Annotated in this window: 13 protein-coding genes; 6 read left to right on the forward strand and 7 right to left on the reverse strand. The window is 65.0% G+C overall.

Features of this window, described 5'->3' with window-relative positions:
* Window positions 1-3: 3 nt before the first annotated feature.
* Together M2339_RS15990 and M2339_RS15995 are read right to left on the reverse strand one after the other, a co-directional pair.
* The gene (locus M2339_RS15990; RefSeq protein ID WP_264587957.1) at window positions 4-1,689 is read right to left on the reverse strand and encodes a carboxylesterase/lipase family protein; all 1,686 of its coding nucleotides are present in this window, start codon (window positions 1,687-1,689) and stop codon (window positions 4-6) included.
* 125 nt (window positions 1,690-1,814) lie between these two features.
* Window positions 1,815-3,293 carry a phospholipase D-like domain-containing protein gene (locus M2339_RS15995; protein WP_264606468.1) on the reverse strand — a complete coding sequence of 493 codons (1,479 nt, stop codon included), beginning with the start codon at window positions 3,291-3,293 and terminating at the stop codon, window positions 1,815-1,817.
* Window positions 3,294-3,601: 308 nt separating this feature from the next.
* Here M2339_RS15995 and M2339_RS16000 point away from each other — a divergent pair, with 308 nt between their 5' ends.
* Together M2339_RS16000 and M2339_RS16005 are read left to right on the forward strand one after the other, a co-directional pair.
* A complete protein-coding gene (locus M2339_RS16000; protein ID WP_264588398.1) occupies window positions 3,602-4,000 on the forward strand; it encodes a hypothetical protein in 399 nt (132 codons plus the stop codon).
* A gap of 51 nt (window positions 4,001-4,051) precedes the next feature.
* Window positions 4,052-4,600, forward strand: coding sequence for a metal-dependent hydrolase (locus M2339_RS16005; RefSeq protein ID WP_264587955.1), 549 nt, complete (start codon window positions 4,052-4,054; stop codon window positions 4,598-4,600).
* Window positions 4,601-4,670: 70 nt separating this feature from the next.
* Here M2339_RS16005 and M2339_RS16010 read toward each other — a convergent pair whose 3' ends face one another.
* Window positions 4,671-4,970, reverse strand: a complete 300-nt coding sequence (locus M2339_RS16010) for a DUF1153 domain-containing protein (protein WP_181561284.1) — start codon at window positions 4,968-4,970, stop codon at window positions 4,671-4,673.
* 80 nt (window positions 4,971-5,050) lie between these two features.
* On the reverse strand, window positions 5,051-5,371 hold the full coding sequence (locus M2339_RS16015) for a hypothetical protein (RefSeq protein ID WP_181558526.1): 321 nt from the start codon (window positions 5,369-5,371) through the stop codon (window positions 5,051-5,053).
* A gap of 161 nt (window positions 5,372-5,532) precedes the next feature.
* Between M2339_RS16015 and mnmA the strand changes: the two genes are divergently transcribed.
* The 3 genes from mnmA to M2339_RS16030 all read left to right on the forward strand — a co-directional run bounded on the left by mnmA (window position 5,533) and on the right by M2339_RS16030 (window position 8,390).
* Window positions 5,533-6,639: a tRNA 2-thiouridine(34) synthase MnmA gene (gene mnmA / locus M2339_RS16020; RefSeq protein ID WP_264587954.1), complete on the forward strand. Its 1,107-nt coding sequence runs from the start codon at window positions 5,533-5,535 to the stop codon at window positions 6,637-6,639.
* A 143-nt stretch (window positions 6,640-6,782) separates the two neighbouring features.
* Window positions 6,783-7,514: a hypothetical protein gene (locus tag M2339_RS16025; RefSeq protein ID WP_264571887.1), complete on the forward strand. Its 732-nt coding sequence runs from the start codon at window positions 6,783-6,785 to the stop codon at window positions 7,512-7,514.
* 144 nt (window positions 7,515-7,658) lie between these two features.
* Window positions 7,659-8,390 (forward strand): hypothetical protein, encoded by a 732-nt coding sequence (locus tag M2339_RS16030; RefSeq protein ID WP_264587953.1) that lies wholly within the window; start codon window positions 7,659-7,661, stop codon window positions 8,388-8,390.
* A gap of 27 nt (window positions 8,391-8,417) precedes the next feature.
* Here the strand turns inward: M2339_RS16030 and M2339_RS16035 are convergent, their stop codons facing one another.
* The 3 genes from M2339_RS16035 to M2339_RS16045 form a co-directional block, all read right to left on the reverse strand.
* The gene (locus M2339_RS16035; RefSeq protein WP_264571889.1) at window positions 8,418-9,719 is read right to left on the reverse strand and encodes an MFS transporter; all 1,302 of its coding nucleotides are present in this window, start codon (window positions 9,717-9,719) and stop codon (window positions 8,418-8,420) included.
* A gap of 112 nt (window positions 9,720-9,831) precedes the next feature.
* Window positions 9,832-10,197, reverse strand: a complete 366-nt coding sequence (locus tag M2339_RS16040; protein WP_181558531.1) for a hypothetical protein — start codon at window positions 10,195-10,197, stop codon at window positions 9,832-9,834.
* 89 nt (window positions 10,198-10,286) lie between these two features.
* Window positions 10,287-11,117: an alpha/beta hydrolase gene (locus M2339_RS16045; protein ID WP_264588397.1), complete on the reverse strand. Its 831-nt coding sequence runs from the start codon at window positions 11,115-11,117 to the stop codon at window positions 10,287-10,289.
* Window positions 11,118-11,485: 368 nt separating this feature from the next.
* Here M2339_RS16045 and M2339_RS16050 point away from each other — a divergent pair, with 368 nt between their 5' ends.
* Window positions 11,486-12,775, forward strand: a complete 1,290-nt coding sequence (locus tag M2339_RS16050; protein ID WP_264587952.1) for an adenylosuccinate synthase — start codon at window positions 11,486-11,488, stop codon at window positions 12,773-12,775.
* The last annotated feature ends 47 nt before the right edge of the window (window positions 12,776-12,822 follow it).

Genomic DNA, 12,822 nt, shown 5'->3' on the forward strand with positions numbered 1-12,822 from the left:
GTGTCAGCCTTTCATCGCGGCGAGCTCGGACTCGTCCCAACCAGTTCGCATGGCCGAGACGGTGTCGAACCGCATGGTCTGTGCGCCACGGCCCACCACAGGGTCCCATTGCGCCAGCCCGCCATGATTGGGGTTGCCCGTCCGCGCGAAAGCAATCCACGCATCGGCCATCTCGGCCTCCAGCTTGAGGGCCTCGGCATCGCCGCCGGTCATGCTGGCACATCGTTCGGCATTGGCGAAGACATAGGGGATTTCCGCGCAGTGGAAGGCGCGCGGACGCCCGTCCAGCACGGGCGTGCTCCGATCAAAGCTGTAAAGCCATGCCGGGGCGCGACGCAGCGCGGCCTTGCCGCTCGCCTGATCGATGGCGGTCTGGCGGATCGGTGCGGTGGCGATGCGTGACCAGATGTCGCAGGACAGGGCCTCCGGCGTCGTCCGACGAAACGCGGCCACCACCGCCGCGCCGCGCCCTCCCGTGTATCGATCAGCCCGGTTCAGCAGCTCCGCCTCGCTCATCGTGAAAAAGTCCGGCTGGTTGATCCCGGTGGTGAACTCGTTGAGGGTCGTGCCGACGATCAGCGGCACATCAGCCGACAGCGCAAGGGACTGCGGGGCGTCGGGATTGGCGGGCAGCACCGCGCCATCGACCACCGGGGCAAAGCCGTAGCGGCCGCGGGTTCGAGCCTCCATGGAGCCGCCTTCGGGCAGTGGCGGATTCTCCCGGCGGAAGATGGCCGAGCTCGCCGCCAGCAAGCGATCATAGGGTAGGGAGTACAAAGCGCGCAGATCGGTTTTGCCGATGCCCAACTCCGCCAGCATGAGTTCCCCCAGCTTACGGGCCTGGGCGTGGGGCGTGGCCTTTGCAAAGGACCCGCTCTGAACAATCGCACGGTGAAACAGGCCGCGCGCGGCGGGCATGGCCATCAACGTCGAAACCTTGGCGCCGCCCCCGGACTGGCCGAAGATCGTGACCCGATCGGGATCGCCGCCAAAGGCCTCGATATTGCGCTTCACCCATTGCAGCGCCGCGACGATATCCAGCATGCCGACATTGCCGGACTGCGCATAGGCCGGGTCCACGGAGGAAAGGTCGAGAAAACCGAGCAGGTTGAGACGGTGATTGAGCGTGACGACCACCACGTCGCCGCGCTGGGCGAGATTATAGCCCTCAAAGGCGGGGATGTCGTGCCCGGAGCCGGCGACAAATCCGCCGCCGTGGAGCCAGACCATCACCGGGCGTCGGGCATTGTCCGTGCCGGGCGTCCAGATATTTATGCGCAGACAATCCTCGCCGTCGAAGCTGTCATTCCACTGGAAAATGAAGGCCTCTTCGTCATTCTGGCGGCCGGTGCCCTTGTCCTGCGGGCAGATCGGCCCATAGGCGAGGCTGCTGCGCACGCCGGTCCAGGGCTTGGCTGGCTTGGGCGGGAGGAAGCGATTGGCGCCGCCGGTCGTGTCGGCATAGGGGATACCGCGAAACATGGTGATCCCGCCCCGCATGAAGCCGCGCACCCGGCCGCTCGCGGTCTCGACATCCGCCATGCCTGTGCCGGCAAAAATGGGACCGCGCCCGCCGACGGCTCCGGGACTCGCCTGCGCCGGTCGCCCCGCGCTGGCTAAGGCACCGGTGGCGACAAGCCCTTGCAGAAGCGCCCGACGACTTGCGCCCTCTCCACGCGAACCTGTCATGTTCCTCTCCTTGCCCTAATGTCTTCGCAATCGATTACAGGTTTAGGCCCTTCGCGCGCGGAAGCAAGCCGGGTGAGGCCCACAATCGGGCTGTGCCGCGCTACCTGCTTGATCGTTGGGGAGGCTCAGCCCCTGCTACGGCGCCAGCCGGAAAGGCGGCGCAGCAGGCCGCGGTTGCTGAGGGCTTCGAACATGTCGTCCGGTCCTTCCGGGTCGAGGATCTGGTTGTCCGCCAGCCAGGCCTCGACGCCTGTGAGATCGGGAATCTCATAGGGCACCAGCGTGCGCCGGCGGCTCTTCGCATTTTTCCGACCCTTGAAGCGGAGCGCCTCGATCGTCTCGATCAGCGAACCGCTGGCGGCCAGCTTTTTCTCGACCTGTGCGATGCTGGCATCGAGATGCTCGGCCAGCAGATCGTTGCGAACCTCCGCGATGGCGGCGCTGCATCCAGAATTGCTCGGCCGGGAGCAGTCCACGGCCACGTCGCATTCCGTGTCGAGCCGCAGAGAGCGCGCATTCATGTTGGATGAGCCGACGCGCAGGATCATATCATCCACGATCATCACCTTGGCGTGGACGTAGATCGGCTCCTGATCGCGGGTGACCGGATGGTAGAGCCGGAAGCGGCCATGCTTGTCGCGCCGCCGCAGCGCGGCCACCAGTCGGGCGCGCGCGGTATCCATCGCCAGCGGTTCGAGCCAGCCCTGCGCGGCCTCGGGATTGACGATCACGATCTCCGGCCCGTCCGGCTCGTCCAGTCGCCGGGCCATGGCTTCGGCGATGCGGCGGGAGGCGAAATACTGGCTTTCGGCATAGATCCACCGCTTCGCGCGGCCGATCTGCTCGATATAAAGCTGCTCGATCTCGGTCACCTCGCGCTGGTCCGGCATTTTGGGTGCCGTGCGGGCAATGAGAACCTCCACATCCTCGAATTGCACGGGCAGCGCTTCCGGCCAGACGTCGTGCTTGCTGCGGATGCCGGCAATGGTCTGCCCCGTCGCCCGCTTCCAGCGGTCGCGCGAATGCTCGCCCAGCGCCGCCGCCGCCGGCCCCTGCAGCGCGGTCGTCGCATCGTGCCAGGGCATGTAGGCCGGCCCTTTGCCGGGGCGATGCCGCTCGGGTTCCTCGTCACGATGCGCGCGCGTGTCCCACCGGTCGCCGGTCATGTCGATCCCGCCGCAAAAGGCGAAGCAATCGTCGATCACGACGATCTTCTGATGATGCGACCCGCCAGTGGGGTGATGAGCGTCCAGCTTCACATGGATGCGCGGATGGATGGCCCATTTGGCCACGGTGAAGATGGTCTTGCCGCGGAACAGCGAGCCAATGGCGCCGAGATCCCAGCGTAGCAGATAGACTTCGAGCTCGGGATTGGTCTCGACCAGCCAGTATATGAGATCGCCGATGGTGGTCGGTTCCGGACCATCGGATTGCCCGTCTTCCCGGTGCGCCAGTTCGATCCGCGCATCGAAATCCCAGCCGACCAGCATGATGCGCTTGCGGGCGCGGATCATGGCCTGCCGCGCGAACCGGAAATAGTCTTCCGCGTCGACGATCACGCAGGCTTTCGCGGCCTTGGCGGCGCGCCAGTAATTGCCCTTCATGCCGGCGCGCTCCCCGCGGCCCCCGCCTCAACGTGTTGGCGAGAGTGGGGCTGTAGGCGGCCTGCTTCGATCATGCTTTCCCCGTTTTAATCGCCATCGGAACCCTGAGGCGTAACGGCTATCATTACGGTTGCAACGCAAAAGCGTGCCCGGAGCCTTCCCACTTTTCGCGGGGATCTGTGCCCGATGGCTCGCGGGGCGCAGAAGTCTGTCCGCCGCGCCGGCGACTCGGCTCGTCCCTGCAACGTTGCTGCTGCGGAACCGCACGCCTAGCCAATGCGAGCCCAGTTTCCGGAGTTTTCAAGATGATGACCGTTCGCACCGTTCTGATATCCTGCACAGCGCTTGCGCTGGCGGGTCTTGCTGTCCCCGCGCAGGCAGAAGGGCTTGGGGCGGAGGGCAATTATGCCCGCGCCAATGGGCGCTGGGGTGCCGAATTGGGTGCTGGTTATGCGGTGGACTTTGCAGGCTTCAGCCTCACGCCGGGCGCCGGGGTCTATCTGCGCGATGGCGGCACGGCAGCCTATGGCCGGGTGGAAGCGGCATACCAGATCCCCATGTCCCTGCGCATCGGCATCGGCGCGCGGATCAGCGGCGAGGAGCCGCGCGTCTATGGCACCGTCGCCATGCCGGTGCTGCCCCGGGTTGCCGTGAAGGGCAATGTCGGGGACCGTTATGTGTCCGTGGGGCTAACGGTCGGCTACTGAGCGTCGACGATGGCGGTTGGCTGACAGCCGAAAGTCGCGCAGAGAGGCGACATGCCGACCATCTTCAGCCATGCCGCCATATCCCTATTCACCGGCGGTGCGCTGGGCCGGCGCCGGATTGCGCCAGCCCTTGCGATCATCGGGGGTGCGCTCGCTGCCCTGCCGGACCTCGATGTGATCGGCTTTCCCCTCGGCATCGGCTATGCCAGCAAATGGGGGCATCGAGGCTTTACCCATTCGCTGGCGTTTGCATTCGGCGTGGTCGGCCTGATCGCGCTGGTCTGGCCGCGCGCGCGACGTCCAGCGGCCTTTGCCTTTCTGTTCGCCTGCGCAGTGTCCCATCCTCTGCTCGATATGCTGACCGACGGAGGGCAGGGCGTGATGCTGTTATGGCCGTTCGACCATCAGCGGCTGTTCCTCGACTGGCAGCCGATCCGCGTCTCTCCGATCGGCGCGCGCTTTTTTTCGGCACGCGGGCTGGAGACGGTCTACTCCGAACTGCTGCTGATCTGGCTGCCCGGACTGGCGATGATGACCGCCGCGTGGCTTTGGCGCCGCTGGCGCCGCCTCAAAGCAAAGTCGTCCCACAAGCGCCCATAAAGAAAGGCCCGCGCCGATGGCTCGGGCGGGCCTGTTTCTTTGGGAAGCGCGGAAGAGAGCCCGCGCTGCCTCAGAAGCGCTGTTGGCGCTCGTAAAGCGACTTGTAATGCTGGATCCGCGTGACCCGCAGCCCCGGCATGCCGGACCGGTCCACCGCGCGCTGCCAGCTGGCGAATTCCTCGAGCGTCAGATCGTAACGCGCACAGGCTTCGTCCACTGTCAGCAGGCCGCCATTGACGGCCGCCACGACTTCCGCCTTGCGCCGAACGACCCAACGCGTGGTCGATGGCGGCGGCAGCGAGTCAAGCGTCAGCGGCTCACCGAGAGGGCCGACGACTTGAGCAGGGCGAATCTTCTGGTTCTCGATCATTCTTTCCTCATTCACCGACGGGGATCGGTCTGACACGGTCTTCTTGCTCATGATGTTGACCCCAAAGCTTTTCACTCCGGCTAACCGCCAGAGTGAACGGCGCCTTCACCATTGGTCCCCACCGCCATGAATGCCGCCACGGATGCATTGAACGATCCCGCCGCGCGTCTCAGCGTTGCGGGGCTCGGTGTGTTCGATGCAAAGATCAGGCTCAGCCGTGACGGCTCATCCGCAAGCACGACCGGAAGATCGGCTTCACGAATGGCCCGGGCCGTCGGTGTCGTATCCTGGCGCGCGGCGTGAACCGTGAGCAGCAGGCGCAGATCCGGAATCCGGGGGCTGCGTCCACTTGCCAGGGCGACAGGCAAGGCCTGATCATCGAGGTTGGCACTTATGTCCATGGCCACCCTGCTAGCAGCCAAAAGATAAGCGCTCGTAAAGGCCGTGGTGACAGGTTGTTAGGTGAGATTACCGGTGCATAGACCGCGACGGACGGTCTTTACTCGCTGGTCACCGGTTGCGGGTGCTGGTCGCTTCGCCCCAATGCGCTTATATGGTGCCAATGGACGGACTTTTTCAGCTTCCAACGCCTCTGCAGGGCAAGCGCATCGTCGTTGCCATGTCCGGCGGCGTGGATTCCAGCGTCGTCGCGGCGCTGGCCGCACGCTCGGGCGCGGAAACGATCGGCATCACGCTGCAGCTATACGATCATGGCGCCGCCGTGGGGCGGACGGGAAGCTGCTGCGCCGGGCAGGATATTCGCGATGCGCGGGCGGTCGCGGACAAGCTCGGCATCGCGCATTATGTCTTCGATTATGAAAGCCGCTTCCGCGAAAGCGTGATGGACCGCTTCGCTGATGAGTATCTGGCCGGCCGCACGCCGATTCCGTGTGTCCGCTGCAATATGGGCGTCAAGTTCACCGACCTGTTCGCGCTGGCCCGCGATCTGGGTGCTGATTGCCTGGCCACCGGCCATTATGTCCGGCGCGTTGAAGGCCCGGCCGGGGCTGAGTTGCATCGCGCTGTCGATCCGGCGCGGGACCAGAGCTATTTTCTGTTCGCCACGACGCAGGATCAGCTCGATTATCTGCGCTTTCCCCTCGGCGGCATGGAAAAGCCGGTCGTCCGGCAGATCGCGGCAGAACTGGGGCTGGGCGTCGCGCTCAAGCCGGACAGTCAGGACATCTGCTTCGTGCCGGATGGCGACTATGCCGGCGTGGTGCGGAAAATCCGGCCCGAAGCCGATGATGCGGGGGAGATCGTCCATATCGATGGCCGCGTGCTGGGGCCGCACAAGGGCCTGATCCATTATACAGTCGGCCAGCGGCGTGGGCTGGAGATCGGCGGCCTCGCAGAACCGCTCTATGTCGTGCGGCTTGATGCAGCGCAGCGCCGGGTGATCGTCGGGCCGAAGGCGGCACTGGCCGTGCGCGCCGCGCGCCTTGACGAGATCAACTGGCTCGGCGGGACGTTCCGTGGAAGCTTGAGCGCCAAGGTGCGGTCCATGGCCCGTCCCGTTCCCGCCCGCCTGGATGGCGACCGGCTGATCTTCGAGAGCGAAGAATTTGGCGTGGCGCCGGGTCAGGCGGCAGTGCTCTACGATGGCGACCGAGTGCTCGGTGGCGGCTGGATCGCGGAAACGGAAGGCGCGGAGATGGCCATCGCATAAGGGCCGCGAGCCCTACCGTGAAACAAAACGTCAACTCCCATGGCTTAGAGGTGAGTGGCGGCTTGCGGAGTGCGTCCATGGCAATTTTGAAGAGGATCAAGGGTCGGGCGAATCGGATCGCAAGGAACCTTTCGGGTCGGTTGGTGGATGTTTTCCACGATCGGGCGATCGATCCCAAAATCGCCCGCTTTCGGGCTTCCGAGCACTTCCAGTCCATGCCGAGCCTGCGGGTTCTCGTGGTCGGCGTTCAATCGAACCGCTCGCCGCAATCGCTCGGCGAAATCTATGGCCGGATGCAGAGCGAGCGCCACCGCATCACCTTTGACAGCAAGGGCGTCGATAATCTCGGCAAGCTGGACAACACCAACGTCCTCCTCGCGCGGCATGATCTCAACGCGTTCGACTGGGTGGTGATGACCGATGACGATATCGAACTGCCCGACCAGTTCATGGACACCTTCCTGGCGCTCGCCGAATATGCCGAGCTGAAGATCTGCGGTCCCGCGCAGCGCGGCTATTCTTATTGGAGCCGCGAGATCATGCGCCGTCGCAAGGGCGCGCTGGTGCGCGAGACGAACTTTGCGGAGGTCGGCCCGCTGGTCGCCTTCCGCCGCGAGGTGTTCGACATCGTCTTTCCCTTCCCCTCGCTGAAATACGGTTGGGGCGTCAACACCGTCTGGCCGGTGCTTGCGGAGAAGGAAGGCTGGAAGACCGGGGTCGTCGACGGCACGGCGCTCCGGCACACCAAACCCATCGGCGCGACCTATGATTTCCGCGAGGCGGCGCGCGAAGCGGAAGAGTATATGAACCGCTTCGGCATCGTCACCGGCGTGCATGTGCTGCATACCTACCGGACATTTTACGAGGCGGGCTGACGATCCTGTGCGCTTTGCCGTGAATAAAACGTCAACTCCCATGTCGTAGGGCGAGTGACGGTTTGCGGGAGTGCGTTCATGGCAATTTTGAAAAGGATCAAGGGTCGGGCGAGTCGAACCGCGAGGAATCTCTCAGGCCGGGTGGTGGACGTTTTCCACGATCGCGCCATCGATCCCAAAATTGCCCGCTTTCGGGCTTCCCAGCACTTCCAGTCCATGCCGAGCTTGCGGGTTCTCGTGGTTGGCGTTCAATCGAACCGCTCGCCGCAATCGCTGGGCGAAATCTATGCTCGGATGCAGAGCGAGCGACACCGCATCACCTTTGCCAGCAAGGGCGTCGATAATCTCGGCAAGCTGGACAACACCAACGTCCTCCTGGCGCGGCATGACCTTAGCGAATTCGACTGGGTGGTAATGACCGACGACGATGTCGAACTGCCCGACCAGTTCATGGACACTTTCCTTGCGCTCGCCGAATATGCCGAGCTGAAGATCTGCGGCCCCGCGCAGCGCGCCTACTCTTATTGGGGGTGGGACATCATGCGGCGGCGCAAGGGCGTGTTGGTGCGTGAGACGAACTTTACGGAGGTCGGCCCTTTGGTCGCCTTTCGCCGCGAAGTGTTCGACATCGTCTTTCCCTTCCCCTCGCTGAAATATGGCTGGGGGTTGGACCCGGTGTGGCCGGTGCTCGCGGAGAAAGAAGGCTGGAAGACGGGCGTCGTCGACGGAACGGCGCTCCGACACACCAAGCCCATCGGCGCGACCTATGATTTCCGCGAGGCGGCGCGCGAGGCGGAAGAGTATATGAACCGCTTCGGCATCGTTACCGGCGTGCATGAGCTGCATACCTACCGGACATTTTGCGAGGCCGACTGACGATCTAGCGGGCCCGTCCCTCGCCGGCTAGTTAATCACCGGGATGAGGTCGTCCTCATTGGAGGCGGGCGTGTCGGCCACTTCACCGATTCGCAGCATGGCGAAGATGATGCAGCTCAGCACCGTCATCGCGATCAGGATGACCATCAGCCAGGCAAGGCCGCTCGCGCCATAGATCCACGCATAAAGGCTGGCGCCCAGCGCGACCGGCAGGTTGGACAGCGAATTATAGATCGTGAACTGGGTGGCGCCGACCCGCTTGTCGGACAGGCGCATCCGCAGCGGGTTGGAGCTGATCGACGTCAGAATGTCCGTCGCCTCGCGCCCGATGGAGAGCAGCACGAAGACGGTGCCGATCATCGCGACCTCCGGCGAGACCAGGAAGACCAGCGACATGACCGCATAGCCGGCATAGGTGATGACCGTGGCGCGGCGCGGGCCGATCTTCCCGACGAGGAGGGAGCCGACGCCCATGCAGGAGATGGACACCAGCAGGCCGACCGTGGCGACCATCCCCGAATAGCTGCTGGTGCTGAAATTCGCCTGTGTCGTCGCGAAGACCGGCCAGAAGGCGGTGAACGCCCCGCCCACCGCGCGGCCGAGCACGCTGGCGGCGAGCAGCACCAGACTGTCGCGCTTGATCATCGAGCGGAAGGTGATGGCGAGGATGCGCAGCCAAGGCAGGCCGTGGGCGCTCAGCGCTTCGGCCGAGGCCCGGCCTTTTGTCCAAGGCAGCAGCTTCTCGCCCGGCCGCTCGCGCAGCACAAGAGCGAGCAGCAGGAAGCCGGCATTGAAGGGAAGGAAGGCGGCAAAGGCGATCGCCGCGCTATAATGCTGGAGCAGATAGCCCCCCATCGCGCCACCAATGGCCATGCCCAGCGCCTGCCCGCCGAACATGAAGGCGCTGGCCGTTCCCTGCTCTTCATCCGGGAGGATATCGACCGCGAGGCCATCGACCGCCACGTCCTGAATGGCGCCGCCGGAGAAGATCAGCACGCCGAGCACGGTGATGAGGCCGAGATCCTGCGGCTCCGGCGCAGCAATCGCGGCGACGGTGAGGCCGATCAGAATGACGGCCTGCGACCCGATCAGCCAGGCGCGCCGCCGCCCCATCGGCAGATAGGCATAACGATCCATGAGCGCCGCACCGATGAACTTGAAGCTCCACGGCAGATAGGCGGTCGCCACCAGCGAGGCGATGGCGGCAGGCGGCATCTGGTTGGAGGCAAGCCAGGCTGCCACCGCGGTCAGGAAAAGCCCGAGCGGAAGCCCCTGCGCCACATAGAAGGTCATCATGCTGCCGATGCGCAGCCGCTTGCTCTCGCTCAATATCAGGCTGATGACGCGTCCCCTGCGGCTTGATTGTCCGGCCGCTCAGGATGCTAGAGACTCATCGGCAAAGTGCAATGGCCTGGCTGACGACCCTGCCGGGAGGGCGCGGTCAGCGCGTGGGGCGCGACATGACCTGCGCATTGCCGTCCGGCTGGACCATGATGAGATGAGCATCGCCCTGATCGCACTGGGCGCGCCAGGTGGGCACGCCGCCTTCCGGCTCAAGCCGCTCGACCTTCGTGACGTCGCGGCAGGAAATATCGGCATCGCGAATGGCGCGCAGGAAGACCGCCTGCTGCTGCGTTTCGGAGAGATTTTCGATGGCCGCGACATGGTCGATCGCGTTGGCGGCGTTGTCCATCGCATTGCTGGCCAGCGCGGCATTGTTGGCTGCGCTTGCGCTATTCTCTTGGCTGGCGCCGCCGCCACAGGCAGCGAGCGAGAGCGTGGCCAGGCCGATCAGGAAAACACGCATGGGTCTATCTCCGGGGCGTTCTTGCTGGGGCGGGCATGATAGGCCGGCGCGGCCGCGATTGCGACCTTTATCGCCGGCTTATGCCGCGCTCAGCGCGCGAAGAGCGCCTTGAGCCACTTGTCGAGCACCGGCGTGGCGGGATAATCCGGGTCGCCCAGCCGGCGATTGATTTCCATGTGGCCCTGCAGGCCTTTGCCCTCGAACCGGTCGACCTGCACCGGCGTTCCGGCCTTTCGCAGAGCCTCGGCCAGCGCGCGGGCCTGCGCGGTGCCATCCTCGCGGTCGACATGGAAGATGAGGAAGGCCGGCGCATTGGGCGCAGCGGCGTGCAGCGTCGGAGATAGAGCCCGCTGCCGGGCCGGATCGTTGCCGAAGGCCTCTGTGTAGGTCTTGCCCATGATGCGCGGCCCGGACTTCATTTGGGCCGGCACGTCATATGCGGCGCCATCCAGCGCCACGATGCCGGCGGCGGCATCTGGTGCCAGACCGGCCTCGCGCAGATAGCGCGGGTCCGTGCCCACCAATGCGACGAGATGCGCGCCCGCGCTATGCCCCATCAGCACGATCCGCCGGGGGTCGATGTTCAGCTTGTCCGCGTTGGCGATGACATAGGCGAGTGCGCTGGCCACATCCGCCGCTTGCTGCTCGACCGTCGCCTGCGGCACCAGCCGGTAGTCGATGGAGGCGAGCGCATAGCCCTGCGCCGTCAGATGCGCGACCTTGCGCTGGCCCGTGGCATTGGTTTTGTTGCCATGCTGCCATCCGCCGCCATGCACGAAGATGACGAGTGGCACCGGCGCGGACGTCTGCCCAACAGCGGGCCAGAAGGCGAGGGTCTGCGCCGGATCGCGCCCATAGGCCATCTCGCGCCCGTCCACCGTCTTGTCGGCTGCGATATCCTGCTGCATCCGCCCGGCCATGCGCTCGCGGATGCGGTCGCGCAGGCTTGCATCGGCGGGCAGGCTGGTGACGCCGACCGTGGCCACGATTGCGGCGATGAGCGTGACGCGAGGTAAATGGAAGCGAATCATGAGCCTGACTTTCAAAAATGCCAGGCCTTTTGATCGGGAACTTTGCCTTACAATGCGATGAACGGATGTTCGCTATGGGTGAATTGCCCGATCTCCTGCCATGCCTGCTCGCCGCACCTGCCTTGACGGGAGGTCCGTCGAGCGGCTAACGGGCGCCCCGGACCGGGTGCGATGGCGCGCCCGCTTTGATCCAGTCCGACCACCGAGTCCTGTCGAAGGGTGGTCGCGATCCGCCCGGCAGGCGGAGACGTGTATCCATGGCAAATGTAACCGTGATCGGCGCCCAATGGGGCGATGAAGGCAAAGGCAAGATTGTCGATTGGCTGGCCAGCCGCGCCGATTGCGTCGTGCGCTTCCAGGGCGGTCACAATGCCGGGCACACGCTCGTCGTCGGCGAGCAGGTCTACAAGATCAGTCTCGTGCCCTCCGGCATCGTCACTGGCACGCTCTCCATCATCGGCAATGGCGTGGTGCTCGATCCCTGGGCGCTCAAGGCCGAGATCGAGAAGCTGCAGGGACAGGGCGTGCATGTGACGCGCGACAATTTCGCCGTCGCCGACAATTGCCCGCTCATCCTGCCGATCCACCGTGATCTCGATGGCCTGCGCGAGACGGCCGCCGGCAAGGGCAAGATCGGCACCACGGGCCGTGGCATCGGCCCGGCTTATGAAGACAAGGTCGGCCGCCGTGCGATCCGGGTCTGCGATCTCGCTCATCTTGATTCGCTGGAGCCGCAGCTCGATCGGCTCTGCGCCCATCATGATGCGCTGCGCGCCGGCTTTGGCGAGCCGCCCATCGATCGGGCCAAGCTGATCGCCGATCTGCGCGAGATCGCGCCGTTCGTGCTGCAGTTCGCCGAGCCGGTGTGGAAGCGCCTGCGCGATGTGCGCAAGGGCGGCAAGCGCATCCTGTTCGAGGGCGCGCAAGGCGTTCTGCTCGACGTGGACCACGGCACCTACCCGTTCGTCACCAGCTCCAACACGGTGAGCGGTACGGTCGCCTCGGGCTCCGGCATGGGGCCGAACGCGGCGGGCTTCGTGCTGGGGATCGTGAAGGCCTACACTACCCGCGTCGGTTCCGGCCCGTTCCCCACCGAGCTGGAGGACGAAACCGGCGAACGCCTCGGCCAGCGCGGCCATGAATTTGGCACCGTCACGGCCCGCAAGCGCCGCTGCGGCTGGTTCGACGCGGTGCTGGTCCGCCAGACCTGCGCGCTTTCGGGCGTCACGGGCATTGCCCTCACCAAGATCGACGTGCTCGACGGGTTCGAGACGATCAAGATCTGCACCGGCTACAGGCTGAATGGCGAAATCATCGATTATTTGCCTGCGCACGCGGCCGATCAGGCCGCAGTCGAGCCGGTGTATGAGGAAATGGACGGCTGGGAAGGCACCACCGTCGGCGCGCGCTCCTGGGCGGACCTGCCTGCGCAGGCCATCAAATATATCCGCCGCATCGAAGAGCTGATCGAATGCCCGGTCGCCAGCGTCTCAACCTCGCCACAGCGTGAGGACACGATCCTGGTGCGCGATCCGTTCGAGGATTGAAAATTAACCCGTTAGCGCGTGGGTAGAGGTTCCCAGTGGTTAGGGGG

Origin of the sequence: Sphingobium sp. B2D3C, from assembly GCF_025961835.1 — a bacterium.
GTDB lineage: Bacteria > Pseudomonadota > Alphaproteobacteria > Sphingomonadales > Sphingomonadaceae > Sphingobium.